This is a genomic window from Helicobacter sp. L8 (assembly GCF_003660355.1).
Classification (GTDB): Bacteria; Campylobacterota; Campylobacteria; order Campylobacterales; family Helicobacteraceae; genus Helicobacter; species Helicobacter labacensis.
This window is the reverse complement of record NZ_QXQR01000018.1, coordinates 1-26,374: the sequence shown is the minus strand read 5'-3', so window position 1 is coordinate 26,374 and position 26,374 is coordinate 1. Positions and strand designations below refer to the sequence as shown.

26 protein-coding genes and 2 pseudogenes are annotated in these 26,374 nt (G+C 48.1%); 15 read left to right on the top strand and 13 right to left on the bottom strand.

What is annotated here, in order from left to right:
- The 5 genes and pseudogenes from EAO37_RS09690 to EAO37_RS07585 all read right to left on the bottom strand — a co-directional run.
- Positions 1-301, bottom strand: a pseudogene (locus EAO37_RS09690) (P-type conjugative transfer protein TrbL); the annotation flags it as partial.
- The gene (locus EAO37_RS09685; RefSeq protein WP_240451772.1) at positions 298-495 is read right to left on the bottom strand and encodes a hypothetical protein; all 198 of its coding nucleotides are present in this window, start codon (positions 493-495) and stop codon (positions 298-300) included. The pseudogene EAO37_RS09690 and the gene EAO37_RS09685, both read right to left, overlap by 4 nt.
- A gap of 20 nt (positions 496-515) precedes the next feature.
- Positions 516-890: a hypothetical protein gene (locus tag EAO37_RS09680; protein ID WP_240451771.1), complete on the bottom strand. Its 375-nt coding sequence runs from the start codon at positions 888-890 to the stop codon at positions 516-518.
- Between the two features lie 8 nt (positions 891-898).
- Positions 899-1,321, bottom strand: coding sequence for a toprim domain-containing protein (locus EAO37_RS07590; RefSeq protein ID WP_162982995.1), 423 nt, complete (start codon positions 1,319-1,321; stop codon positions 899-901).
- 261 nt (positions 1,322-1,582) lie between these two features.
- Positions 1,583-2,563: a hypothetical protein gene (locus tag EAO37_RS07585; protein WP_205589765.1), complete on the bottom strand. Its 981-nt coding sequence runs from the start codon at positions 2,561-2,563 to the stop codon at positions 1,583-1,585.
- Between the two features lie 418 nt (positions 2,564-2,981).
- On the opposite strand from EAO37_RS07585, the gene EAO37_RS07580 reads away from it, so the two are divergent.
- Both EAO37_RS07580 and EAO37_RS09675 read left to right on the top strand, forming a co-directional pair.
- Positions 2,982-3,368, top strand: a complete 387-nt coding sequence (locus EAO37_RS07580; protein ID WP_120952897.1) for a molecular chaperone DnaJ — start codon at positions 2,982-2,984, stop codon at positions 3,366-3,368.
- A 230-nt stretch (positions 3,369-3,598) separates the two neighbouring features.
- Positions 3,599-3,916 (top strand): lecithin retinol acyltransferase family protein, encoded by a 318-nt coding sequence (locus EAO37_RS09675; RefSeq protein WP_240451770.1) that lies wholly within the window; start codon positions 3,599-3,601, stop codon positions 3,914-3,916.
- Positions 3,917-4,771: 855 nt separating this feature from the next.
- On the opposite strand, the gene EAO37_RS09315 is transcribed toward EAO37_RS09675, so the two are convergent.
- Positions 4,772-5,065 carry a hypothetical protein gene (locus EAO37_RS09315; RefSeq protein ID WP_162982994.1) on the bottom strand — a complete coding sequence of 98 codons (294 nt, stop codon included), beginning with the start codon at positions 5,063-5,065 and terminating at the stop codon, positions 4,772-4,774.
- 379 nt (positions 5,066-5,444) lie between these two features.
- Between EAO37_RS09315 and galE the strand changes: the two genes are divergently transcribed.
- Together galE and EAO37_RS07560 are read left to right on the top strand one after the other, a co-directional pair.
- Positions 5,445-6,482: a UDP-glucose 4-epimerase GalE gene (galE, locus tag EAO37_RS07565; protein ID WP_120952891.1), complete on the top strand. Its 1,038-nt coding sequence runs from the start codon at positions 5,445-5,447 to the stop codon at positions 6,480-6,482.
- The gene (locus tag EAO37_RS07560) at positions 6,475-7,284 is read left to right on the top strand and encodes an SDR family NAD(P)-dependent oxidoreductase (RefSeq protein WP_120952888.1); all 810 of its coding nucleotides are present in this window, start codon (positions 6,475-6,477) and stop codon (positions 7,282-7,284) included. The genes galE and EAO37_RS07560 overlap by 8 nt, the downstream gene beginning before the upstream one ends.
- On the opposite strand, the gene EAO37_RS07555 is transcribed toward EAO37_RS07560, so the two are convergent.
- The 4 genes from EAO37_RS07555 to EAO37_RS07540 are packed head-to-tail and all read right to left on the bottom strand — an operon-like array spanning position 7,285 to position 11,922.
- A complete protein-coding gene (locus EAO37_RS07555; protein WP_120952885.1) occupies positions 7,285-7,956 on the bottom strand; it encodes a TrkA family potassium uptake protein in 672 nt (223 codons plus the stop codon).
- Positions 7,953-9,317, bottom strand: a complete 1,365-nt coding sequence (locus tag EAO37_RS07550; RefSeq protein WP_120952882.1) for a TrkH family potassium uptake protein — start codon at positions 9,315-9,317, stop codon at positions 7,953-7,955. The genes EAO37_RS07555 and EAO37_RS07550 overlap by 4 nt, the downstream gene beginning before the upstream one ends.
- Before the next feature lie 9 nt (positions 9,318-9,326).
- On the bottom strand, positions 9,327-10,652 hold the full coding sequence (locus EAO37_RS07545; RefSeq protein ID WP_120952879.1) for a TIGR00366 family protein: 1,326 nt from the start codon (positions 10,650-10,652) through the stop codon (positions 9,327-9,329).
- A gap of 34 nt (positions 10,653-10,686) precedes the next feature.
- Positions 10,687-11,922, bottom strand: coding sequence for a CCA tRNA nucleotidyltransferase (locus EAO37_RS07540; protein ID WP_120952876.1), 1,236 nt, complete (start codon positions 11,920-11,922; stop codon positions 10,687-10,689).
- A gap of 26 nt (positions 11,923-11,948) precedes the next feature.
- On the opposite strand from EAO37_RS07540, the gene queC reads away from it, so the two are divergent.
- On the top strand, positions 11,949-12,680 hold the full coding sequence (gene queC / locus EAO37_RS07535; RefSeq protein ID WP_120952873.1) for a 7-cyano-7-deazaguanine synthase QueC: 732 nt from the start codon (positions 11,949-11,951) through the stop codon (positions 12,678-12,680).
- Here queC and EAO37_RS07530 read toward each other — a convergent pair.
- Genes EAO37_RS07530 through EAO37_RS07520 form a run of 3 tightly spaced genes read right to left on the bottom strand, consistent with a single transcriptional unit; the run spans position 12,677 to position 15,653 of the window.
- Positions 12,677-13,918: an MFS transporter gene (locus EAO37_RS07530; RefSeq protein ID WP_240451769.1), complete on the bottom strand. Its 1,242-nt coding sequence runs from the start codon at positions 13,916-13,918 to the stop codon at positions 12,677-12,679. The genes queC and EAO37_RS07530 overlap by 4 nt on opposite strands.
- The gene (lpxD, locus tag EAO37_RS07525) at positions 13,918-14,937 is read right to left on the bottom strand and encodes a UDP-3-O-(3-hydroxymyristoyl)glucosamine N-acyltransferase (protein ID WP_120945657.1); all 1,020 of its coding nucleotides are present in this window, start codon (positions 14,935-14,937) and stop codon (positions 13,918-13,920) included. The genes EAO37_RS07530 and lpxD overlap by 1 nt, the downstream gene beginning before the upstream one ends.
- Complete coding sequence (locus EAO37_RS07520; protein ID WP_120952903.1) at positions 14,934-15,653, bottom strand: triose-phosphate isomerase; 720 nt, start codon at positions 15,651-15,653, stop codon at positions 14,934-14,936. The genes lpxD and EAO37_RS07520 overlap by 4 nt, the downstream gene beginning before the upstream one ends.
- Before the next feature lie 109 nt (positions 15,654-15,762).
- Here EAO37_RS07520 and EAO37_RS07515 point away from each other — a divergent pair, with 109 nt between their 5' ends.
- The 10 genes and pseudogenes from EAO37_RS07515 to EAO37_RS07470 all read left to right on the top strand — a co-directional run.
- Positions 15,763-16,539, top strand: a complete 777-nt coding sequence (locus tag EAO37_RS07515; RefSeq protein ID WP_120952867.1) for a fumarate reductase cytochrome b subunit — start codon at positions 15,763-15,765, stop codon at positions 16,537-16,539.
- Positions 16,536-18,589, top strand: a pseudogene (locus EAO37_RS07510) (fumarate reductase flavoprotein subunit). The gene EAO37_RS07515 and the pseudogene EAO37_RS07510 overlap by 4 nt, the downstream one beginning before the upstream one ends.
- Positions 18,586-19,314 carry a fumarate reductase iron-sulfur subunit gene (locus EAO37_RS07505; protein WP_120945663.1) on the top strand — a complete coding sequence of 243 codons (729 nt, stop codon included), beginning with the start codon at positions 18,586-18,588 and terminating at the stop codon, positions 19,312-19,314. The pseudogene EAO37_RS07510 and the gene EAO37_RS07505 overlap by 4 nt, the downstream one beginning before the upstream one ends.
- 36 nt (positions 19,315-19,350) lie before the next feature.
- On the top strand, positions 19,351-20,880 hold the full coding sequence (locus EAO37_RS07500; RefSeq protein WP_240451768.1) for a phospholipase D family protein: 1,530 nt from the start codon (positions 19,351-19,353) through the stop codon (positions 20,878-20,880).
- 89 nt (positions 20,881-20,969) lie between these two features.
- On the top strand, positions 20,970-22,331 hold the full coding sequence (gatA, locus tag EAO37_RS07495) for an Asp-tRNA(Asn)/Glu-tRNA(Gln) amidotransferase subunit GatA (RefSeq protein ID WP_120952861.1): 1,362 nt from the start codon (positions 20,970-20,972) through the stop codon (positions 22,329-22,331).
- The gene (guaB, locus tag EAO37_RS07490) at positions 22,319-23,764 is read left to right on the top strand and encodes an IMP dehydrogenase (protein ID WP_120952858.1); all 1,446 of its coding nucleotides are present in this window, start codon (positions 22,319-22,321) and stop codon (positions 23,762-23,764) included. Before gatA ends, guaB begins: the two co-directional genes overlap by 13 nt.
- 9 nt (positions 23,765-23,773) lie before the next feature.
- Positions 23,774-23,974, top strand: coding sequence for a sulfur carrier protein ThiS (gene thiS / locus EAO37_RS07485; protein WP_120952855.1), 201 nt, complete (start codon positions 23,774-23,776; stop codon positions 23,972-23,974).
- The gene (locus EAO37_RS07480) at positions 23,971-24,711 is read left to right on the top strand and encodes a UDP-2,3-diacylglucosamine hydrolase (protein ID WP_120952852.1); all 741 of its coding nucleotides are present in this window, start codon (positions 23,971-23,973) and stop codon (positions 24,709-24,711) included. The genes thiS and EAO37_RS07480 overlap by 4 nt, the downstream gene beginning before the upstream one ends.
- A 44-nt stretch (positions 24,712-24,755) precedes the next feature.
- Positions 24,756-25,694: a chemotaxis protein gene (locus tag EAO37_RS07475; protein ID WP_120945675.1), complete on the top strand. Its 939-nt coding sequence runs from the start codon at positions 24,756-24,758 to the stop codon at positions 25,692-25,694.
- Positions 25,695-25,740: 46 nt separating this feature from the next.
- Positions 25,741-26,374: Hpt domain-containing protein (locus tag EAO37_RS07470; RefSeq protein ID WP_205589764.1), on the top strand; the 634-nt coding region annotated here is incomplete at its 3' end.

Below are 26,374 nucleotides of genomic sequence, written 5' to 3'. Positions count from 1 at the left end.
TCTCTGTAACTGCTCCCACACCCCCGCTTGTGCCAAAGATACCATTTATGAAATCTGGAATGCGCTTGACAAGGTAGAAACAAACTAAGGAAGACAAAATCAAAAGCACTAAATGCCCCAATAATCCAACAGAATCTAGCACTCCATTCATTGCTGCTGCGCCATTCTGCAAAAGTTTAGAAGGGCCTCCAAAAAATTCTTGTTTAATTTCAGTTTGTGAGGGGATTTTTCTAGTTGTCTCTTGGATGATCTCAAAATTGAAAAAGGCCACCAACATTAAACAGGGCTGATAGAGAGTCAAAGAGAGTAGCTTTTAATGTAGCTAAATAACATTCCCTTAGTTTGGGGAAACAATCCCAAAGGCAAGACTACAATGCCCAGAGCTAGCCAAATTTTTGTTTCTACAAACACCATCAACACAATGATCAAAACTAGGGCTATAAATAGCACTTGTGCGACTACTAATAAGAAAAACAAGACGAGTTGGGGTAGCATTGTAAAAAACATCTTCCATCCTAATTCTTTGAACACCGCGCTATAAAATAAGGTAATTCCGTAGTGGATTGATCAATCAAATTTGCGATGGATGTATGCTCACCTTTAGAGATATTTTTGAATTCTTCATTAAAGAAAGCCCGCATACTCTTGTCAATCATCTCTGTCAAAGCTTCTGCAGGAATGTAGATGATGTTTTTAATTTCACGCATATAAGTAGCTGGTTCAGAAATCGCCCAGTTGATAATGCCTACAAACACCACAAATACCCCCACACCCATTAAGGTCTTGAATTGAAAAAAGTCTCCCTCCTTAACCCGCCTATAAGCCCACACCATAAACAAGATAGAGAGGATGACATTCAAGCTCATCTGCACTCTAAAAAACTCTGTCATCTGTGTGGCTAAATGATTTGCAACATCATTTGCAGGTTTTTGGAAATACTCCATAGTCCTCTAACTTCTCTAGAGTTTCTTTTGCTCTCTGCACAGACATAGGGACTTTCTAAGTGCTCAAATCCCTTAGAAACATATCTGTGTACATTTGTAGCATTGACATTGCTCTCCTCTATAATCTGGCTCAATCTGAGATCGTCATTGCAGTCTTTAGCAAAGGGAGTGTAGATGTCTGGTAATTGACCAGTAAGATTGAAAAACACCCCCTCTAATATCTGTGTATAGCGTTGCCCCTGTTCATCATTATCACAGGCTAAAACTACATTGACAGATAAGTCGGGTGTATTGACGACATTGGGGGGACTTAGCATTTGTCTGGGGATTCTCTGTGAGAAAAGATTTTGAGAGGCTTGTTGTTTCAGGTGCTCCATATCTAAAACCTTGCCCTGCACTAACACAGGTTTGGCATGTTCAGGGCTTTTATAATACGCTCTTCCCCTATCTATAACACTTTCTTAATCTATGTAATCATATAAGCCCAAAGTCTTAGCTACCAAACTATTGAGCCCTACAAAGCTCTCTGTGTCTAAGGAGCCTAAAGGCTGTGCTGTGGGGATAAGCACACAATACCTATTAGCAATATGTCCGTTCTTCTCTATAATTATGGCTCTTAGAGGGCATAATCAAGCTCTCTATGCCCTGTTTTCTAACAAGTCTTGGGCTTGCTTTAGGGGGAGCTGAGGGCTGTCTTTATCGTTGTCAATATCATAAATGAGTAAATTAGTAAAACTCTTGGCATTAGAGGCATTGCGATAGCCTTTTTCAAACAACGCACTAGAATAAGGGAAAGACTTAATGGCTTGTGCTAGCTCTGCTAGAGAGTTCACATTCTGTTCTTGCCAACCTTGTGCGGGCATTTCTTTAGGATTGCGTTTATCAAAGTATCTAGGCCTTGAAAAGCTAATCTTTGAGGTTTTATTGGTAGTGGGCTGTGTGTCTTTAGGCTTTTGGGCTTGTTCTCTCTCATAGTGTTTCCACTCCCTATAGGCTTGCCTCTCTTGCATATACCGCTGATACTCTTGACTTTTATCTTGCTTTATCTGCTCAAACAATCCACTCACAAAGGCGCGTATCTTCTCCACTCCAAACTGCCCTGCACTGCCTAGTAGTAGAGTTGTATTTGGGTTCAAGCCTTTCATCTGGAGATAGGCCATACTATCTAAAATGCTCTCTGTCATCACAATGCTTTTCGCTGCCTTCAAGCCACCACTAGGCACAAGCATTTGCACGCCCTTAGAGCCTTGACAGAGTTCCTTTAAAGGCTTCTCTCTAGGTGAGCCATCTGCATTAGTGGTGAGTGGCTTATTTAGGCGTTTGCTAATCGCACTCATTACAAGTTTTTGATTTTCACAAAGGTAATTAGGCACACAGAGGTTGTTATAGGTGTCGGTTTTGATAGACTTTTGGTAACTCTTAAAGAGCGTGCCTTGTATGCCTCTCTCCCTTAATATCTGGCTTTTTTCTAAGTCATAGAGGGGCAGGGATTGAAAATCCTCTTTGATATGCTTGTGCTCCTGCTGGCTAGTTTGACTTATTGTAGAGCTCTTGGGTCTGTAGTGCGCGCTTTTTCTTTTATGGCGCGTGTTCTTGTCTTGCCTTTGTCTTGCCCACACCTAAATTTTAGATAAAAAAGGGGGGTTGGGTTATGCCACAAAAGCCCTAAAATTTTAAGGAGGCACAATGGCGACAACAAAAGCGGGGGGTTTTGAAGTGGTGTTGCAAAGGGACCACATTAGCCAAAAAGTTAGCAAAATGGCAAAATAGAGGCGGGCACTCTGGGCTACTTGGTCGTCTACGATGAGGGGGGGTATCTTTAAAATGCGCGGCGACTTCTTTCGAGCTCACATCGTGCGTTTCGTAATATGCCCCCCTAACCCTGAAGACCCCTCTTGGAAAGTGAGAAGCGGGACTAGAGCCGTGCCACAAAATCTAAAGAAATCGCCTCAGAAAAAGGGGTTTTGGGAATCCATCTTTGGGTGAGTGAGGGGCTAGGGCAATGTGTGGTGTGATCAACAAAACAAAGGAGCAAACATGTTTATCCAAGATTTGAGTGTTGAACAACAACAAGTGTCCTTGTATCTAGCTAGAAAAGTCATTGAAGCCGATGGGGTGTTGCACGAATTGCAACTAGGCGCGCTAGATGTGATCAAAAAGCAATGTGAATACGGCATTAGTGAAAAAGAAGTGCCCCTTAGTGATCTGGGCAAACTTTTCACCACCAACCACGCTAAACATGCCGCGCTTTTAGAGTTAGTCTCTGTAGCACTCGCCGATAGCCGTTGGCATGACAATGAGAGGGACACCATCTACTCTTATGCCAAAGAAATGGGCGTATCCACGCACAAAGTGGATCAGTTTAAGGACTGGGTGGTGAAAAATTTTATGCTTTACCAAGAGGCGGCTAAGATGTTGGATTAGGAGGCGAAAACGTTTGGATTTGGACTTTTAAAAGCTATGCGATCAACAATAGGAGCGTCTGTAGTGCCAAGGACACCGATGCCACGGGGAGGGACAATTCTGGTTCTATTGCCTATCCTTTATGAGCTGGCTAAAGCGTTTCCCAAAAAATTCATAGAAAAATACCTAACTCACAGAACAGGGAATCCATGCGATGGAGACCCTGCATTAGGGAGCATGTATGGATCGATTTGAGAGATGCATTTTCGCACTCGGGCGTTTATATAGGCGGTGGAGAAATCATGCATTTTACACAAAAATTAGGTCGTGTGAGTCGCTGTAGTGCCAAAGAGTTTTCCGATGGCAAACCCATTTTTGTTTCATGCAAGGGTAAAAAAGCAGTGGGGTATAAAAAAGCTGCTGACTATGCCAAAGAACACGAGGGAGAAGAAAGGGATTATGATTTGATAGATAACAATTGTCATGGTTTTGTCGTGGAATGTTTCACAGAAAATAAACAGAGCGAAGATTTTATAAAAAATCCTCTGAACAAATTGGAGGTTATTTAGGCATGGACTGCTGGTGGCGTTGGGAGTGGAAAAAATAATCTAATTTCTAGCACCACCTTTAATACTGGACTAGGGCTGAGGGGCAAGAATTAAGGAGGAGCAGAAATGAAATTCTATAATTTATGTCAATGGAAGATGGGCAAGCAAACCCAAACACCCCGCAGAGTATCATCATTGATGAGGAAACCACCGTTGAACATGTCAAAGGGAGTGGAACTCTAAGGCGAGCGATTTTGGCTATCCCTCTTGGATTGACTATTACCACAAAAACATGAGAATTCCATGTTGCCAACTTGGGTGTCCTCATGATGCCGAGCTTGGAGCGCATGTAAAAAATTGAGGGGTATGGGGAGAAATGGTGGATTGTCCCCGTATGCTCTAGCCACAACCCACCCACAAACGAGCCCTTTAATGTCAAGGCAAACACGGTGGCTGTGAGACACCCTAAAAAATAACCCCACGCCCCTGATGTGTTGCAAAAACTCTTGGATCGTTTGGGATTTGCGGTCTTGAGTATAATTGCAACACCATAGAGCTTAGGGCGTTGCACATATCCACACTTCTAGAGCTATTGCAAAGCAAAGTAATATCCTTGCAAGCATGCAAAGCCAATCACAACTAACAAGACGCATAGACTTCTTTTGATTGCCAAGATGCGAACACCCGGTTTTAGATAGTGTTGTTTGGCTTTGGTGGCACTCTTTCTAAGGTAATTAAAGAGATAAAAGCATAGGTATTAAGCATACTTAAGCACCGCTAGATTAGATTAAGGCAATAGCGAGGAGTTGTGGTATGCAAGCCCAATTCGCTAAAACAAAAAGAATCATTGCTATTTTATGGACATTTATGCTGGCACTATTGGTTTGGGTGGTGGTCCAAGAAAGCCTTGAGAGAGGAGTTATGGCTATCGCACACGGGCACGATATAGTATTTATTGCCAATGCGATCCACCTTGATATGCGCCCCTATGCTCGCCCTAGTGCCTGCCGGGCATTCAATATTGCAACAAATGGGGTTAGAATCGCCCGAATACTTTTTATAAAAGTCGATCCAAGTTTGGGCTTGGGGATTTGGGATATAATCGCTTGTCCCTCTAAGGTGTTTGACCGACTCTTCTTTAAGCGTTTCATAAATCAGCGTATCACTCATACTCACCTCTCAAAAAATAAAAACCACAGACAGCATTTTAACGAGAGAGAGAGAGAGAGAGTCAAGAGGGTTTGGGTTAATTAGTGGGTTTTATCTAAAATTAAGTAAATAAGTGCCGCCATTATCTGCTTTTTTAACGACCGGGCGGTAAAGGCAAGCCAAGCAGACCGCCGTGCGCGACCCCCCTTACGCCTTCCTCAAGCGGGATACGGGCTTGGACCGAACTCCAAGTGGAGGTTATCAGCGCGCTAAACTTAGCCAAACTATGCTTAAAACACCATTTTAACCCCTTTTCAAGAAAAGCTTTAAAAGCGCAGAGAATTAAAGAGCGTGCAAACAAAGCCAATTTTAGATAACATTTATCTAAAAAGGGGCTTGCATGCTAGTTTTTACCGGAGGCTGTGGTTACATTGGCTCGTCTGTGGCGCGGCTCTTTTTAGAGCGCACGGATTTTAAAATTCTCATCCTTGACAACCTTAGCACAGGCTTTGAGATTCACGCCAAGGCTCTCAAACACCATTACAAAGAGCGTGTAGAATTTCTCAAACTTGACTTAAAAGACACCCAAGCCCTAGATGCCCTGTTACACAGCAAGCGCGATCAAGGACAAAACATTAAGGGCGTGTTGCACTTTGCGGCAAAACTCTTAGTAGAAGAATCTACACGCTTGCCCCTAGCCTACTATGAGAATAACACGCTAAACACCCTACAACTTGCCAAACTCTGCGTCCAACATGGCATTAAGCATTTTCTCTTTTCATCAACGGCAGCAGTTTATGGGCAGACTAACCAACTTGTAGATGAGCAAGCCCCCCTTAGTCCCATTAACCCTTATGGCGCGTCTAAGATGATGAGCGAGCGCATTTTATTAGACACCGCCAAAGTTGCGCCCTTTTCTTGCGCGATTTTGCGTTATTTTAATGTCGCGGGGGCGACCCATTTTAATGACTACCACAGCCCTCACGCCCTAGGGCATCGCGCGCCAAATGCCACGCATTTAATCAAGGTGGCTTGTGAATGCGCCACGCATAAACGCCCCTTTATAGCGATCTTTGGCAATGACTACCCCACGCCCGATGGCACTTGCGTGCGCGATTACATCCACATAGACGATCTAGCTTTAGCGCATTTGGAGGCGTTTAAAACTTTGCGCACAGAAAACACGAGCCAAATTTACAATGTGGGCTATGGGCGGGGCTATAGCGTGGCTGAGGTGGTGGCGAAGGTTAAAGAGATTTCGGGCGTGGATTTTAAGGTGCAAATGCAGGGCAGGCGCACAGGCGATCCGGCAAGCTTGATCGCCAATAACGCTAAGATTTTAAAGCACACGGGTTTTAAACCCCAATTTGACAGCTTAGAGAGCATTGTTAAAAGCGCGTATGTGTGGGAGCAATATCTAGGAGCACAACATGCCTAAGGTGGTGGTGCTCACAGGGGCAAGCAGTGGGATCGGGCTAGAGTGCGCACGCTTACTTTTGGCTAAGGGCTATAAACTCTATGCGATCTCTAGGCAAGTGCGCGCGCTCAAAGAGCTAGAACACCCCCAATGCGTGCGTTTAGATTGTGATCTGTGCGATAATGCCCAACTAGAGGCGCGCGCACAAGAGATTTTAGCCCAAGAAAAGCACTTAGATGGGGTGATCCACAATGCCGGGCGCGGGCTCTTTGGGAGCTTAGAAGAGCAGGGTTTAGAGCAGGTTAAACAACTCTTTGCGCTCAATCTCTTTAGCATTGGCAGGCTTAATTCTTTGCTCCTTAGCGCGCTTCGGACTAACCCACACTCTAAGATCATCCATGTCAGCTCGAGCGCGGGGCGATCGATTAGCTTGTTTTTGGGCTGGTACCACGCTAGCAAATACGCCCTAGAAGCTTATAGCGATGCCCTGCGTGTGGAGTTAGTGCCCTTTAAAGTGCAGGTAGTGCTCATTGAGCCGGGCACCATTGAGAGCAAATGGGGGCAGGGGGCTTTTGGGGCGTATGTGAGCCAACCTAGCCCCTACAAAGAGGAGCTAGACAAAAGCGCGCGCTTTTACACTGATGTCTATAAACATGCGGATAAACCCTTGATTGTCGCCCAGTGCATTCTCAATGCCCTAGAGAGTCCCCACCCCAAAACGCGTTATCTTGTGGGCAAATACGCCCGCTTATTGGTGTGGGCTAAAAGGTGGTTACCGGATAAACTTTATGATGCGATCTTGCGCCGCTATATCTTGGGTTAATCACTTGTTGAATTTGAGCACTTCCTTACTTGCCATGAAGGTTTCGATCTCTTTGGTGTGCCCAAAGAGCAGGAGAATATCCCCGTTTTTCAAAATGAGAGAAACATGGATGTCGTATTCCCATTTGTTCTCCCGTTTCAAGGCGACAATCTTCAAATCCGCCTTAAAGAGATTCAAAAAATCTTGGGCAGCCATGCTTGCATGCGCGTTGCCCACACTCAAACGCACAATTTTCATGCTATTGGTGATGTCAATCACCTCTAAATTGGGGTTAAAAGAAAGCCCCTTGACCAGCCGTTTAGCCGCATCACGCTCGGGGTAAATCACGCGATCCGTGCCGATCTTAGATAAAATCTTGCCATGGATGAGAGTGGAGGCTTTGGCGATGACTTCGCGCACCCCGATCTCTTTGAGTGCCATCACGCTTAAGATGGACGCTTCCACACTCTGCCCGATACTCACAATGGCTGTATCCACTTCGGCAATACCCGCATCTCTAAGCGCGTTGATGTCCGTTGTGTCAATGATGAATAAATTGTCGCACACCCCCCTAAAAGCCTTGATAGTGTCCTCATTGATGTCCAGCGCGATGACTTGTTCCCCATTTTCCACCAAACCCTGCACCACATGCGAGCCAAATTTGCCCAAGCCTAATACCGCATAAGTTCTCATAAAACCACTCCTTCTTCAGGGTATTTAATACTACGGGCTTTGTTCTTGCCTAGCAAAGCCATGCTAAAGACCAAAACCCCCACGCGCCCCATAAACATCAGCGCGATCACATAGAGTTTACCAAAATGGCTAAAAGTTGCCGCTAAGGAGAGATTCCCCCCATCGCCCGTGCTAGCCCCCACGGTGCCAAAAGCCGAACAGATTTCAAAGAGCAGACGCAAGAAGTGCTTATTTTGCGTGTCATCTGTGGCGCTCAAAACCATCGCGGAGATGATGATGTAAAACATGGTGATGATAAAAATCAAAAAGGATTTTTTGATCACCGACTGGGGGATTTCTCTTTGGAACAACACCACTTCGCGATCTTTGAGTGTGCAGTAGGCATAAAAGAGCAGGAGGGTTACTGTGGTGATTTTAATGCCACCAGCCGTGCCCCCGGGAGCTGCCCCAATGACCATGAGCAAGGAGCAGAAAAACAGGCTTTGATCGTGCAAACCGGCCATGTCAATGGTGTTAAACCCGGCGGTGCGCAAATTCACCGAGATAAAAAAGGTGCTTAAAAACTTGTGGAACCAATCTAAATGCCCTACACTCTTGGGATTATGCCACTCAAAGAGCAAGATCACCACCACGCCTAGCGTGATACAAACCGCGGTGGCAATCAGCACAATACGCGTGTGCACGCTTAAACGCCCATGGTGGCGGCGGTAGTTATAGCATTCACTCAAGACCAAAAACCCCAATCCGCCCAAGATAATCAAGATACAGATGATGGCATTCACCACCACATCATCGCGGTAATTAACTAAATTCAACTCAAAAATGCTAAACCCCGCGTTATTAAACGCCGAGATCGCATGGAAAATGCCTGCCCAAAGCGCTTGTTTAAAGGGCAAATCGGGCAGAAAATGCAAGGTGAGGATCAACGCCCCCACACCCTCAATGATAAGGGTAAAAAGGAGAATCTTTTTAAGATACTTGATAATGCCTTGCAGGTTGGGGTAATCTAGCGATTCTTTGAGCAAGACACGGCTTTTAAAGTCCATTCTCTTGCCAATGAGCAGGAATAATAGCCCGGCTAAACCCATGTAACCAAACCCGCCTGCTTGAATCAAGCCCAAGATCACCCCCTGCCCATAGATGCTTAAATCCAATGCTGGATTAAGGCTAATGAGCCCGGTCAAACACACCGCCGAAGCGGTGGTGAAAAACAGATCGATGAAGGCAATGGGCTTGGTGCGCATGGGCTCAAAACTGAGCAACACCGCGCCCAAGAGCGCTAAGAACACATAACTAACCACAATGGTGCTAAAAGTTCTATTGACAGATTCTGCCTTATTTAAAAAACTCTCATTTGCCAAATCTAACCCTTAAGTGAGAAAATATAAACAGAGCATGCTCACTACGCCCGCATACACAAAGCCCACCAAGCAATACCCCAAAATACTACGCGCCTCCAATCTTGCGATCCCTAGCAAGGGCAGGGCAAAAAAAGGCTGGATCATATTCGTCCACGCATCGCCCCAAGCAATGCTCATGCTTGTAAGGGCTGGACTCACCCCCAAAGCCACCCCGCTAGGGATGAGCACAGGTCCCTGCACGGCAAATTGCCCGCCCCCACTAGGGATAAAGAGATTGAGCAACCCAGCAGACAAGTAACTTAACACCGGGAAAGTCTCCTTAGTAGCAAAGCGCGCAAAGGCATCGGCTAGTAGGCTAGCAAAACTCACCCCTTGCGCATTTTTCAAGCCCATCACCCCGATAATACCCGCATAAAAGGGGAAGAGCAACACGATCCCGGTTACACTCTTCATGTCATTCTCCATCGTCTTTAAATATTTCTGTGGGCTGGCGTGCAAGAGCAAGCCTAGAAATAAAAAGATCAAAATCAGGCTATTGAGGTTTAAAGACGCGCCATGGGCAAAATAAATCCCCAGATAGGTTAATCCTAATACCCCCAAACCCACCCCTAAGTATTTGTTATGATCCAAGCGGTAGGCAAAAGTTGAGTGTTGGGGGGTTATCTCCTGAGGGGGGTTGGCTAATAAGGCGGGATCGATGGGGGTGGGATTCTTGGGGTGCAAGAGCATGTTAATTAAGGGCAAACCCAGTAGCAGTAAGCCCACAATGGCTAGATTAAAGGGCGCAAAGAGGGTTTGGCTCAAAGGGATGGGGCTAGTGAGCACCCCCCCACTGAGTTTGCCCAAATCCCCATCTGCTGTGGCGATCTTAAGAGGAATACTCCCAGAGAGCCCGCCATGCCAAATTAAAAAGCCTGAATACGCGCTAGCCACCAAGAGGGGATAGTCCACCCCTTTGATCCTTTGGGCTAGCACCCTAGAGAACACTGCCCCCACAACCAAGCCAAATCCCCAACTCACATAACAGCCTAGTAGCGAGGCTAAGGTGATGCTAAAGAGCGCCATTTTAGGGGTTTTGACATAGGAAGCAAGGGCATAGAAGAGTTTTTTAACAGGGCTAGATTGGGCTAGGGCGATCCCTGTTGCCAAGAGCAAGAGCATTTGCATGGAAAATTTTAAAAGCAAAAACAAACTCTGCCCCCACTGGCTTAACACCGCCTCCACCCCCACCCCCACAACGCCTACCACACATACCATCGCCACGAGAGTGAGCGCGATAGCAAAGATAAAGGGCGAGGGCGCGTAATTTTGCAAGAACAAGACCAATGAACGCATAGCAATCCTTTATCCAAGTATAGCAAAACTGCGCCTATCCAAGTAGCGCGCGATCGCCTAGGCGTGTTTGCAACCACTCTAACAACGCTCCCTTGTCATTGCGCACCGCCCCACACATCACCCCCTCTAAGCACGCCTGCAAGAGCGCGCCTATTTGTGCGCCTTGAAAGCCCAATTCTATTAAATCCGTGCCCCTAAGGGTTAAGTAGCGCAAAGAATAGACTTCGTGGTTTTTTAATATCCTCTTGAGCGCGCGTTTTAAGCGCGCGCTTAAAAGCGGGTCTTGGGCTTGATAAAAACCCAAAAGAGCGCGTAACTGCCCTAAATGCAAGTGTTGTAATTGTTTTTTGAGCCATAGATTGGGGTTTTCTATGGGTTCTAAGGGGATATGTCTGAACAGTTGGCACAAGGATTGGGCGAGTTTTTTAGAAAATCTTAAGCGCGCGCAAAAATCGCGCAGAGTTTGACTATCCCAAGATTGGCAGATTAATAAAAGCCGCGCGCGCAAGTTGGGGGGGGTTTTTTCTAGCGCATCTAAATGCGTGAAACGCGCTTGCAGGGTGTTTTCTAAGAGGGCTTGAAATTGGGTAGTAGTGTTAGCAAAGTCCCCTAGTAAAAGCTTAAAAAACTCTACACGGATGCGCTCTTTGGCGATGTGTTTTAGTAAAGGGGCTTGTGCCCATAGGGCTTTTTGGGTAGCAGACTCAAGGGTAAAACCTAGAGTGCTAGCAAAGCGTAGGGCGCGCAAAATCCTCAAAGCGTCCTCTTGCAAGCGCAAAAATGGATCGCCCACTAATCTTAAGCGTTTATGGGCTAGATCGTCTAGCCCGCCATACAGATCTAATAAGCCCTTTTGGGGGTGGAGCGCAAGGGCGTTAATGGTAAAATCGCGCCGTGCTAAATCGCTCTCTATGGATTGGACAAAGCTGAGCGCGCTAGGGTGGCGGTGATCGTGATAAGCCCCCTCCTGTCTAAAAGTGGTGATCTCAAAAAAATAGCCCTTAAAACTCACCCCTAAAGTCCCATAAGCGCGCCCTAAATCCACTAAAACCACTCCCTCTATGCCCTCTAAGAGGGCTTTTAGTTGCTCAGGGGTCGCGCTGCTAGCTAGGTCATAATCTTTAGGTTTTTTACTTAAGAGCAAGTCGCGCACACTCCCCCCCACGATATAGGCTTGATAACCGACACGCTCGATGAGCGCATGCAAGTCTAGCAAGCTTGAGGGTAGGGCGCGCTTTAAGCGCAAAAAAGAGCTATCCCAACCTGCCATGTTATAATGATTTTAAAAGGCTAGCCATGTTTAACCCCTTTGATATAAAAACCATGCTATCTACCCAAGATTTCAAAACAACCACCTGTGTGCTCTGCTTTAGTGGGGGGCAGGATAGCACCACTCTAGCCCTATGGGCAAAGCACGCTTTTAAACAAACCTATTTACTAGGCTTTAACTACGATCAAAAACACGCCATCGAGCTAGCCCAAGCGCAAAAAATTGCGCGCATGTTAGAATTGCCCTATAAAGTGCTCCATCTCTCTTGTTTGCAAGAGATTAGCACCTCCGCGCTCTTTGCGCGCACCCCCCACGCGCTCAATACCCCCCACCCCCAAGCTTTAGACCTGCCTAGCTCCTTTGTGCCCAATCGCAACGCGCTCTTTAGCACTTTGGCGCACGCCTACGCCTTTAATTTGGGCGCACAAGCGGTGTTACTGGGAGTGTCTATGCAGGATTATAGCGGGTATTTTGATTGTCGGCAAAATTTTGTAGAAAGTCTGCAGGTGAGTTTGAATCTAGGGGCTTTTGGCAAAAAAGAGGGGATCAACTTGCTAACCCCTTTGATGTTTGCTAGTAAAGCTCAAGAATTCCAACTTGCCCACGCTTTGGGAGGCTTAGAGTTGATTTTAGAGCACACTCATACATGCTATGAGGGGATAAGGGAGAATCGCCATGATTATGGTTATGGGTGTGGGGCTTGCCCTGCATGCCAATTGCGCCAAAAGGGTTATAGGGAATTTGCCAAGAGGCTTTAATCCAAAACACCCCGCTTTGGCAAACACAGCGCGCACACAAGCGCAATAGCCATCACCACCGCCACATAGACAAAAAAGCCATTTTCTATACCCTTGCTTTTGAATTGCAGGGCGATATAGGGGGCTGTGCCCCCAAATAGCGCATTGGCGATCGCAAAGGCAAAGCCTGTGCCTAGCGCGCGCACATGCTGGGGGAAGAGTTGGGCTTTGAGGATTCCTGAGATTGAGGTGTAAAAACTTAAAATGCCAAATAAGCACAACACCAAGCCAAAGGCGACACTAGGGTGATGCGCATAGAGCGCAAGAGATTGGAAGAGCGGATAAATCCCTATGAGAGCTAAGAGGGCATAAAGGGTGATGGATCGCTTGAAGGTGATTTTATCGCCCAAGTAGCCAAAAAGGGGTTGGATGAGCATCAAGATCGCTAGGGCGATCAAAAAGAGATCATTGACCTCCACCTTAGGCATCCCGGCATTTTCTAAGAAGGTTTTGGCGTAAGTGGTGATGGTGTAAAAGCCTAGCGAACCTCCGGCCGTGATCCCCATCACCAGCACAAACGATCGCCCATAGGGGCGCAAAGCCTTGAGAGTGCCCCGCTCTGCATGCTCTTGCAAATTACTAGAACTCTCATCCATCAGTTTGCGCGCCACTAAAGACCCCAGAGCTAGCACCCCTCCTATGACAAAGAGAAAACGCCACGCAAACGCGCCCATTTGCGCCACGCCAAAAGTAGCCAGCAAGATACTAATGCTTGCTACGGCTAAGAATTGCCCCCCAATCAAAGTTACATACTGAAAAGAGCCATAAAACCCGCGCCTCCCTCCTGCAGACAATTCCGCTAAATAGGTCGCCACAATGCCATATTCTCCGCCCACACTCAAGCCCTGAATAAGGCGCGCGCAGAGTAAAAAAAGACCTGCATAATCCCCCACTACCGCCTTTGTGGGCAGAGCAGCGATCATAAAAGAGCCTAAAGCCATCACAATCACAGAGATCACCATAGAGTGTTTGCGCCCAATTTTATCAGCCAAAGCCCCAAAGATCCACGACCCTAAGGGGCGCGCAAAAAACCCCGCCGCAAAGATTCCAAAGGCGCTCATTTGTTGCACGATGGGGTTGCTAGAGGTGCTAAAATCATGCGCAAAGTAGGTTGCGCTAAAGGCGTAGATATAAAAGTCAAACCACTCCACTAAATTCCCACTGGCTGCAGCGATGATGGAACGCTTGTTAGTCGCCATTATCGTTTCCACACTTTAGACAAACCCTTAGCCAATAAACCGGGTTTTTGTTGTTTGGCAAAACGGCGCAGAGTGGCTAAAAAATGGTGCCACTCGTGGATTTCCATCGCTGGGATCGCCCCGGCGTAATTGGTGTGGGGGGGTAAATCTTTGCCCACCGCCCCCTTGCCCCCAATTTGGGTAAATTCCCCAATGTGCATATGCCCCCCCGTGCCCACCTGCCCGCCTAAAACCACATTACGCCCCATTGTGGTAGAACCTGAAAGCCCCACTTGGGAAACGATGATCGAATGCTCGCCTAGCACGCAATTATGCCCCACTTGCACCAAATTATCAATTTTGACTCCCTCTTTGATGTGGGTTACCCCAAAGACGGCGCGATCAATAGTAGTGCCCGCCCCAATCTCTACATGATCATCAATTTGCACAATCCCCGTATGCTCGATCTTGACATGCTCGCCCTGCGCTGTGTGGGCGTAACCAAAGCCATCGCTCCCCACCACGCTATTAGCATGGATACGCACATAGTTACCTATTAAGGTGTTTTGGTAAATAGTAACATTGGGGTAAATTTTACAATGCGCGCCAATTTTCACCCCATCGCCTACCACGACATTAGCCATCAGCACACTCCCCTCTCCTATCTCCACCCCCTCCCCCAAAACCACCCCGGGCATCAAAACCACCCTCTCCCCTAATTTGGGAGGGTGGGGGTTAATGGGGCGGGTGAACATATCTAGCTTAAACGCGTCTGAAACGCGCGCAAAGGCTAAATGGGGGTTGGGCGTGATGAGGGCTAAAGAATTGGGGGGGATTTTGCTAGCATGCTCAGAGCGGATAAAGATCGCCCCGGCTTTGCTCTCCTTGAGTTTTTTCAAATAGGATTTTTGATCCACATAGCTTAAGTGGTTGGGGGTGGCACTCTCTAGGGGAGCGATCCCAGCCACCTCAAAATCCTTAAAATTAGGGGGGAGGGGGATGTCTAGGGAGTAGTGTGCTAATAACGCGCTTAAAGTCATGCAAACTCCTTTGTGCTAGAAATTTCTACCATTTTAGCCAAATTGTGCGGGTCTAAACTCGCCTTGCCTACCAGCACCCCATCGACATGTTCTAGGGCTAAAATCTCTTCTGTATTCTCCACCTGCACACTCCCCCCATAGACCATTAGGGGGTTGGCTTTGAGCTTTTGGCGCAAGGATTCTAGGGTTTGATCGATCTCTTGGGGTTGCGCGCTCACCCCCGTGCCAATCGCCCAAATGGGCTCGTAGGCGATGAGGAGTTTAGGGTATTGCAAATCAATGCCCCGTAATTGCCCTGCCAAATGTGTTAAGAGCGCGTCTTGACCCTCTTGGCGTTTTGCTAAACTCTCCCCGATACAAAAGACGATCTGAAAACCATGCCGGGCAAAGAATTCAAACTTTTGCGCACAGAGCGCATCGCTTTCCTTTAAGAGCAAACGCCTCTCGCTATGCCCGATCAACACGCTTTTAACCCCCCTCTTCTCTAGGGCACATAAGGTAACCTCCCCACTAAAAGCCCCCTCTAGTGCGGGGTAGGCATCTTGTGCCCCTAGGGAAAAACGCGTGTAGGTGTTATTGAGCATACCCAATTCTAATAAGGGGGGGAACACACCCACATAAGGGGCACTGGCGCAAGGAAGCGCGCTCTCCAATGTTTCTAAATAAGGGAGTAGGTCTAAGGCGTAAGACTTTAGGTTAGCTAAGACATATTTCATGCGCGCTCCGCGATCGTAAACTCCAAGAATCTTAGCAAAAGATGGCAAAAGATAACCCAAAAAGTTCTATAATTTCGCTATCATTTTAAAAATTTGAGAAGGGAGTGGCATGCAGCAAGAGGAAATCATAGAGGGCTACTACGGGGTTACCACAGAGCGCAAGAAAAGCGGGGTTTACGCCAAGTTAGATTTTTGGCAGAGCGCGACCGGGCTCATTTTAGCCCTATTTATGATTGCGCATATGTTTTTGGTAAGCAGTATTTTAATTAGCGATCGCGCCATGTATGCGGTAACAAAATTCTTTGAGGGGAGCTTGTTTATCAAAGCGGGCGAGCCGGCTATTGTGAGCGCGGTAGCAGCCGGAGTGATTGTGATCTTGGTCGCGCATGCCTTTTTGGCATTACGCAAATTCCCTATCAACTACCGCCAATACAAGATTTTTAAAACCCATAAACACCTCATGCAGCATGGCGACACCACGCTGTGGTTCGTGCAGGTGGGCACGGGTTTTGCGATGTTCTTTTTAGCCAGCGTGCATCTCTTTGTCATGCTCACTGCCCCCCATAGCATTGGTCCCCATGGCTCATCTTATCGCTTTGTCAGCCAGCATTTTTGGTTGCTCTATATTTTCTTGCTCTTTGCGGTGGAATTGCATGGCTCTATCGGGTTGTATCGCTTGGCGATCAAATGGGGCTGGTTTAAAAATCTGGGCATTGAGGGCTTGAGAAAAGCCAAATGGGGCATGAGCGCGTTTTTCATTGTGCTAGGCTTGCTCACTTATGGAGCCTACATCAAAAAGGGGATCACCCAAAGGAGTCAGGGCATTAGCACGATGCAACAAGCGATCCAGCTAGACGAACAACTGCATAAGGAAGGAAAAGAATGAATATCATCTATTGCGATGCGTTGGTGGTGGGTGGCGGTTTGGCAGGCTTGCGTGCTAGTATCGCGTGCAAACAAAAGGGCTTGCACACCATTGTGCTAAGCCTTGTGCCTGTGAGGCGTTCTCACTCAGCTGCCGCACAAGGGGGCATGCAGGCAAGTTTGGGCAATGCTAAGATGAGCGAGGGAGATAATGAGGATCTGCATTTTTTAGACACGGTGAAGGGGAGCGACTGGGGTTGCGATCAGCATGTTGCGCGCATGTTTGTTACCACCGCGCCCAAAGCCATTAGGGAGTTAGCTAGCTGGGGCGTGCCTTGGACGCGCATTAAAAAGGGGGATCGCAAGGCTGTGATCAATGGCGAGCATGTTACTATCACGGAAAGAGAGGATCGCCATGGCTATATCCAGAGTCGCGACTTTGGAGGCACAAAAAAGTGGCGCACCTGCTTTACAGCGGACGCGACCGGGCATACCATGCTCTATGCAGTCGCCAATGAAGCCTTGCACCACGGCGTGGATATTTACGATCGTAAAGAGGTTTTGACCTTAATCCACCATGAAGGCGTGTGCTATGGGGCAGTGGTGCGCGATCTCATCACCGGGGAGTTGAGTGCCTATGTCTCTAAGGGCACGCTTTTAGCCACGGGGGGCTATGGACGGGTCTATAAACACACCACCAATGCGGTGATCTGTGATGGAGCCGGGATTGCCAGCGCGCTAGAAACCGGGGTAGCCAAGTTGGGCAATATGGAAGCGGTGCAATTTCACCCCACCGCTTTGGTGCCTAGCGGGATTTTAATGACTGAAGGGTGCAGAGGCGATGGGGGGATTTTGCGCGATAAATTTGGGCGCAGATTCATGCCCGCCTATGAGCCTGAAAAGAAGGAATTAGCTAGCCGTGATGTGGTGAGTCGGCGTATCTTAGAGCACATTAAAAAGGGCTATGGCGCGCCCTCCCCTTATGGCGATCATGTGTGGTTGGACATTGCCATTTTGGGTCGCGAACATGTGGAGAAAAACCTACGCGATGTGCATGACATCGCTAAGACCTTTGCGGGCATTGATGCAGCGGATGATAGCGTGGAGAGCGAGGAAAACATGAAAGACATGCCCAAAGATGAGGAACAATTTGGGCAGGCGCGCCCAAACAAAAAGGTTGGGTGCCTATCAAACCCATGCAACACTATTCTATGGGGGGACTACGCACCAATTACAAGGGAGAGAGTCATCTCAAAGGGCTCTTTTGTGCGGGTGAGGCAGCTTGTTGGGATTTGCATGGCTTTAACCGACTAGGGGGTAATTCTGTGAGCGAGGCGGTGGTGGCTGGGATGATTATTGGGGACTACTTTGCCCAGCATTGCGCGCAAGCGAGCATTGAGATCAACACCCAAATTGCACAAAACTTCATTAAAAAGACAGAGGATCATCTGCAAGGTCTCTTGCACAATGAGGGCAAGGAGGATGTCTATGTGATCAGAGAGCGCATGCGCGAAATTATGGATGAGAAAGTGGGGGTCTTTAGAGAGGGGGCGATCTTAGAGGAGGCTGTGCATGAGCTAGAAGAGCTTTACAAACGCGCCCAGCATATCCATGTCAAAAATAAGAAAACCCATAATAACCCCGAGCTAGAGGACGCTTACCGCACCCAAAAAATGCTCAAACTTGCCTTGTGTATTGCTAAGGGCGCGCTGGATCGCACTGAAAGTCGCGGGGCGCACACCCGCATTGATCACCCTAAAAGAGATGATGCTAATTGGCTCAAACGCACTCTAGCCTCTTGGGAGGACCCTGCTCAAACTTTACCCACCTTGAGCTATGAGGATTTAGACATTATGACAATGGAGATTAGCCCGGATTTTAGGGGTTATGGGGCTAAGGGCAATTTCATCCCCCACCCTCTTAAAGAGGAGAGAGACGCTCAGATTGCCAAAATTACAGAAGAGGTCAAGGCGCGCGGAGGGGATCGTTACGCTCTGCAAGAAGCCTTGATGCCCTTTGATTTGCAACCCCAGTATAAAGCCCGCAACATCAGACTAGGAGAAAGTTCATGAGTCGCACCATCACCATCAAAGCCCTCAAATTTGACCCCCAAAGCGCGGTGTCTAAGCCCCATTTTAAGGAGTATCAGTTAGAGGAAATCCCCTCCATGACTCTTTTTATCGCTTTGGGCATTATTCGCGAAACCTTGGATCCGGATTTGAGTTTTGATTTTGTCTGCCGGGCTGGGATTTGTGGGAGTTGTGCGATGATGGTCAATGGCCGCCCGCGTTTGGCGTGTAAAACCTTGACTTCTAGCTTTAGCGAGGGGGTGATCACGCTGATGCCCATGCCCTCTTTTCCCTTGATCAAGGATTTGAGCGTGAATACGGGCGAGTGGTTTTTTAGCATGACTAAACGCGTGCAAAGTTGGGCGCACCACCGCAAAGAAGTGGATATTACCCAGCCAGAAGAGCGCATTGACCCAGATGAAGCCCAAGCGGTGTTTGAGCTGGATCGTTGCATTGAGTGCGGGTGTTGCATTGCCGCGTGTGGCACGAAACTGATGCGTGAAAACTTCTTAGGGGCAGCTGGGTTAAACCGCGCGATGCGCTTTTTGATTGATTCGCATGATGAGCGCAGTGATGAGGATTTTTACGAATTAGTGGGCGATGACGATGGGATTTTTGGGTGCATGAGCTTGATTGGTTGCCATGACACCTGCCCTAAGCAAATCCCCTTGCAAGAGAGTTTAGCCAATTTGCGCAACCGCATGGTGAAGGTGGGTAGGGAACGCTAGGTTTTTCTAGCCTTGCGTCTTTGCTATTGGGCACTCTTGTGCCTTGTAGTGTTGGCTGGGTGCACCATTATCCGCCAACAAGGTCCCTATGCGCATTCCCAGTTAGAACACTATGATCCCAAACAGACCCCTATTGCTAGGATTTATGCTACCCAGTTAGCCCAAAAGCCCACCCAGAGTTTGGGTTTTCTCCTCCAAGAGGGCGATCAAGCCTTGTTGCAACGCATCGCCTTGATCCGCATGGCTACCCACAATATTGACATCCAAACCTATCTTTACAAGAACGACATCTCTGCGCGCGCGATGATGTTTGAACTCTACAGGGCGGCTAATCGGGGGGTGAAAGTGCGCTTGTTAATTGATGACAATGGCTTAGATTCGGACATGTCAGACATTATCATGTTAGACACCCATCCTAATATTGATGTGAAAATCTTCAACCCCTACCGCATGCGCAACAAAGGTTTACGCATTCTTGAGATGTTAGCCGATTACGATCGCATCAAAAAGCGCATGCACAATAAACTCTTCATCGTGGACAATATCGCTTTAGTGATCGGGGGGCGCAATATCGCCGATGTCTACTTTGACAACGATTTAGAAGAAAATTTCTTGGACATTGACGCGCTGTTTTTAGGTCCAGTGAGTCTGCAAGCCAAACAAAGCTTTTTGCAATATTGGAACTTCCCTAGCGCGATCCCAGCGCACTTATTACCCAGTCATTCCAAACTCAAAAAATACGCCAAAACCTACCAAAGCCGCCTCTCCAAGATTCTCTACCCCCCCAACCAGCACACCCACTATGAAGAACATGTTTTAGAATTCATGCGCGCCTTTATCCATAAAAAACAAATTGCCTACCAGGGGCAAACCTCCTTTATCGCCGATAGCCCCTATAAAATTTATACCCCCAAGCCCAAATCGCCTATTAAAAAAGCCCTCAAAGTCATTTTAGCGCACACCACTAATTCGCTCTACATCGCCTCCTCCTATCTTGTGCCCGGGCGCGCGCTGTTGAAACGCTTTATCCAAAAACTCAATGCGGGCTTAGAACTCAATATCCTCACCAACTCTCTAGCTTCTACCGATGCGATTGTAGTCTATGGGGCATGGGAGCGATACGCTAAAAAGCTTGTGGAAGCGGGGGCGAATGTCTATGAAACTAAAAGCGATCTCTCTAAATACGCGCGCTACACGCGTAGGGGGCTTAAACTCAAGATCAAGGGACGGCTTAAAAACTCTTTGCATAGCAAAACCTTGATCTTTGATGGGCACAAAACTTGGATTGGGAGTTTCAACTTGGACGCGCGTTCGGCGGGCATCAACACCGAATCGGTAGTGATCTTTGAAAATAAGAAATTCGCGCTTTACTTGCAGGGGTTGATGCAAGAGCAGATGCAAGAGAGTTGGCATTTGCTTGTGCTCAAACACGCTCTGCGCCACAAACTGGTGTGGGAGGGGGTGGAAAACGGGCATGTGATTCTCTATGACAAACCCCCCAACACCTCCGCTTTGTTGCGCTTTATCAAGGATTGGTCTAGGATATTGCCCGAGAGTGAGTTGTGAGTTTGGCTTGCAGGCTATCCTAGTGCCTAATCATAGAAAGTTTTTACCCTACATCTGCTAAAATGCGCCCTAAAATCGTTAGGAAGACCATGTTAACCCTAGAGCAAGCTTTAAAGCTATCCCCTCAAGCCTTAGAAGAGTTTAAACTCAAGCTAGCCCAACGCGTGCAAGAAAAACCCGAACTCAATGCCTATGTCCGCTTACCCCAATCTAGTAACGCAGGTGTACCCATCCTCATCAAGGACAATATCAATGTGCAAGGCTGGGAGATCACATGTGCTAGCAAGATACTAAAGGGTTATATCGCCCCCTATAATGCCAGCGTTATCGATCGTTTGCACCAGCATGGCATGTGCGCCTTTGGGTTAGCCAATATGGACGAGTTTGCTATGGGGAGCACTAGCGAGTCAAGTTGTTATGGTCCGGTAAAAAACCCTAGAGACACTGAGCGCGTGCCCGGGGGCAGTTCGGGGGGCTGTGCGAGCGCGGTCGCTGGGGGGGTAGCCATTGCCGCTTTGGGAAGTGATACGGGGGGTTCGATTCGCCAGCCAGCCAGCTATTGTGGCTGTGTGGGGCTCAAGCCCACCTATGGGCGGGTGAGTCGCTATGGCTTGGTGGCTTATAGTTCTAGCTTGGATCAAATCGGTCCTATTACCCAAAATGTGCGCGATTGCGCGCTTTTATTGGATGCCATCAGCGGGCACGATCCCAAAGATTCCACCAGTGTAGCCCTAGAACCTAGCCAAACTTTTAAACACCTCAATGTTAAGCGGGCTTTGCGCGTGGGGGTGCTAGAAGAGTCTTTAAAGGACGCAAGTGCTGAGGTGCAAAAGGCTTATGCTGATAGCCTACACAGCTTGGAGAAAATGGGGCACACTCTAGTGTCCCAGCGCATGGGCGATCACAAGCACCACATCGCCGCTTATTATATTTTGAGCACGGCGGAGGCAAGTTCTAATCTAGCGCGTTTTGATGGGGTGCGTTATGGGAATCGCTTAGAGGGCAAAGACCTCAAAGAGCTTTACATAAAAACGCGCTCACAAGGCTTTGGCGCTGAGGTTAAAAGGCGCATTATGTTGGGCAATTTTGTCTTAAGTAGTGGTTACTATGAGGCTTACTATCTCAAGGCGCAAAAGGCGCGTGCGCATATTGTCCATGAATATAAAAAGCTCTTTGAAGACGCAGATGTGATCTTTGCCCCTGTTGCCCCCTCAATCGCCCCCAAATTCAACGCACATGCCAGCCCCCTAGAGATGTATTTGAGCGACATTTACACCGTGGGGGTGAATCTAGCTGGCTTGCCTGCGATCTCTATCCCTGTTGCCTACCATGGCAAACTCCCCATTGGGATGCAATTTATCGCCCCAGCCTTTGAGGAGCAACGGATTTTAGATGTAGCCTATGGCTTAGAAGAAGTCTTAGAGTTAAGGGGAATACCATGCGACTCTTAGGGAAGGCTTTAACTTTTGAAGATGTGTTGTTAGTGCCCGCTTATTCGGAGGTGTTACCCAAAGATGTCAGCGTGGTTTCCAAACTGAGCACGCGCATCCATTTGAATATCCCCTTTGTGAGCGCGGCGATGGACACGGTTACCGAGTTTGACACCGCCATCGCGATGGCGCGCTTGGGAGGCATAGGAATCATCCATAAAAATATGGATATTGAGGCGCAAGTGCAACAAGTCCTTAAAGTGAAGAAGAGTGAAAGTGGGGTGATTCACGACCCCATTTATATCCACGCAGAGGCTTCGCTAGGGGAGGCTAAGGCGATTGCAGACAATTACAAGATTTCTGGCGTGCCCGTGATCGATGCCCAAGGGATTCTCATTGGGATTTTAACCAATAGAGATATGCGCTTTGAAACTAATTGGAGTAAAAAAGTGGGCGCGTTGATGACTAAAGCCCCCTTGATCACTGCCCCCGTGGGGGTGAGTTTAGATCAAGCCCAAGCTATCATGCACGATCACAAGATCGAAAAACTCCCTTTGGTAGATGAGCGCAATGTGCTCAAAGGACTTATCACCATTAAAGACATCCAAAAGCGCATTGAGTATCCCCATGCCAATAAGGACGCTGTCGGGCGTTTGCGCGTGGGGGCAGCCATTGGGGCTAACCACTTGGATCGCGCCCGCGCTTTGGTTAAGGCTGGGGTAGATGTGTTGGTGCTAGATAGCGCGCACGGGCATTCGCGCAATATTTTAAACACCCTAGAGGCGATTAAAAAGGAGTTGGACATAGATGTGGTAGTGGGCAATGTGGTAACTGCCCAAGCCACTAAAGACCTCATTAACGCAGGTGCAGATGGAGTCAAGGTGGGCATTGGTCCAGGGAGCATCTGCACGACCCGTATTGTAGCCGGGGTGGGTATGCCCCAAATTAGCGCGATTGACACCTGTTACCAAGAGGCTAAAAAACACCATATCCCTGTGATCGCCGATGGGGGGATCAAGTATTCTGGAGATGTGGCGAAGGCGTTGGCAGTGGGCGCGTCCTGTGTGATGATAGGCAGCTTGATCGCTGGCACTTTAGAATCCCCGGGGGACACCCTCATCTATCAAGGGCGGCAGTATAAGAGTTATAGAGGCATGGGTAGCATTGGGGCGATGAGCAGGGGGAGCTCGGATCGCTATTTTCAAGAAGGATTAGCTTCTGAAAAACTCGTGCCAGAAGGCATTGAGGGGCGCGTGCCCTACCGGGGCAAGATCGCGGACATTCTCTACCAGCTTGTGGGGGGCTTGCGCGCCTCTATGGGCTATTTGGGCGCGCCAGACATCCCCACTCTTACCCAAAATGCCCAATTTGTGCAGATCACCCCGGCAGGTTTAAGAGAATCCCATGTGCACGATGTGGACATCACCAAAGAAGCCCCCAACTACCACACTTAAAGGAAAACTATGCGCTTAATTATCAATGGGGAATCGAAGCATTTTGAAGAAGCCCTAAGTGTTCAGTCTCTCATAAAAGAGTTGGGCATTGATTCGCAGGTGTGTGCCATTGCGCGCAATAGCGTTGTGGTCAAAAAAGAGGACTGGGCGCATACCCAGCTCCAAGACAACGACCGCCTAGAGTGCTTGCAATTTATGGGGGGAGGGTGAGTGCCTCTTTCCCCTCTTTATCTAGCGATGCGCTCTTCATCGCAGACGCGCACCACAAGCCAGACAGCCCCGCTTTTGCCCTGCTTGTAGATCAACTCCTAAAAACGCCCCCCAAGCAGGTGTTTTTAATGGGGGATATTTTCCACATTTTGGTGGGGCAAGTAACAAGCACACTCAAACCCCACCGCGCCATGTTAGATAAAATCCACGCCCTAAGCCAGATCACCCAAGTTTTCTACTTTGAGGGCAATCACGATCTAGCTTTAAGCGCGTTAAAAGCCCTCCAGCGCACTGAGATTTACCCTAGATCGCGCCAACCTGCCTTTTTTCGCTACAAGGAGCGTCTTTTTTCTCTAGCGCATGGCGATCTCTTTGTGGGGCGGGGCTATGAAATTTACATCCGCTTGTTAAAGCACTCTTGCGCGCTACTAGGGTATTTGGATAAAGTCTTGGCGCGCGCCTATCCTTACATCCAAAAGCCCCTTGATGCCAAATACATCAAAACCCTTGATTTAGATATGCCCTCTCTAGCCAGCTTTGCTAAAGCACGCCTAGCCCTCCACGCCCTCCACGCCCAAAGCAAGGGGATAGAACGCTTAGGGGGGGTGATCGAGGGGCATTTCCATGTGGGGAAGTGCTACTACCATACCCAAAGCGCGCAAGTTTACTATGGTTTACCCTGTTTTTATCATACCCAAAGCGCGCCCACCCTACAAACATGCATGCCTAAAATCTAGCAAAATTAGGGTAGAATTAAAGTAAGATCAAAGTAGGGAATGGCGTGACGGAGCAAAGTTTGGATACGGCTTTAAACTTGGGGGAGATCGAGTTGGTGGATTTTCGTATCTTTGGACTGCAGGGGGATCAGCCCTATGAGGGCATTTATGGGATCAATGTCTCTAAGGTGCAAGAGATCATCATGATGCCTGAAATTTTTGAGTTCCCCACGCATTTAGATTATGTGGTGGGGGTGTTTGATTTGCGATCCATTGTGATGCCCCTTATCGATCTCTCTGTGTGGCTAGGGATTGTAGAGGACAGCGCGCGCATTGAGGAAAAAGTGGTGGTGATCACGGAGTTTAGCAATGTGAAAATGGGTTTCATTGTGCATGAAGCCAAGCGCATTCGGCGCATTAGCTGGAGCGATGTCAGACCTGCCATCTTTAGTGCGCACAGCAACGCGGGCAAGGATCGCATTACCGGGACCACGCAGATCGAGGGGGATAAAACCCTTTTGATCTTGGATTTAGAGAGCATTTTAAACGATTTTGAATTGCATGTAGAGCACCCCCAAAGAGACACTCTGCACGCCCAGCATGAAAAGAAATTCAAAGGCACGGTGCTCTTCTTAGATGATAGCAAAGCCGCGCGCAAGATCATCAAAAACACCTTATTGCAACTAGGTTTTGATGTGGTGGAAGCTGTGGATGGGGTGGATGGCTTGGCAAAGCTAGAACAACTCTACGCCCAGCATGGGGAGAATTTAAACCGCGTGCTCAAGCTCATCGTCTCCGATGTGGAAATGCCTAAAATGGATGGGTATAACTTCTTTTCTAAAATCCAAGAGGACATGCGTTTTGCTGACATTCCGGTTTTGTTCAACTCCTCCATTTGTGATGACTACAGCGCGCAAAAGGCGTTGGATTTGGGCGTAAAGGGCTATTTAGTGAAGTTCAACGCGAATCGTTTTGCTGAGGAAGTGGCTAAAATTCTAGGATAAGCTAAATCCTGTATAATGAAAATTAAACTTAAGCAAAGGGGCTAACATGGATGATATGCGCGAGATCATGGAAGACTTCTTAGTGGAAGCCTTTGAGATGAACGAACAGCTAGATCAGGATTTGGTGGAGTTAGAGCACACGCCCCAAGACTTGGATTTACTCAACCGCATTTTCAGGGTGGCGCACACGATTAAGGGCTCTAGTTCTTTTCTCAATTTGGACACGCTCACCCATTTGACTCATAACATGGAAGATGTGCTCAACCGCGCGCGCAAGAATGAGTTGCAAATCACCCCCGATGTGATGGATGTTGTTTTGCGCTCTGTGGATATGATGAAAACTCTACTCAATACCATTCGCGACACCGGCTCTGATGAAAACGCCGGTATAGACATTTCGGGCATTGTTAAGGAATTACAAGCCATCGCCCAAAGTAGTCCAGAAAGCGCTGAGAGCGCGCCCCCTCCTTCCCCCCAAGAACCCCCAAAAGAGGCTACCCCACCCCCCGCACAACAGCCAGCCACAGGACCAGATAACCCTTTGGCTAGCGAGCCAGAGATAGATTACACCAACATGAGTCCCCAAGAGATCGAAGATGAGATCGAACGCCTGTTGAAAATCCGTCAAGACGCGGACAAAGCCCGCCGTGCCCAAAAAAAAAGAGGAGGAAGCCACCAAT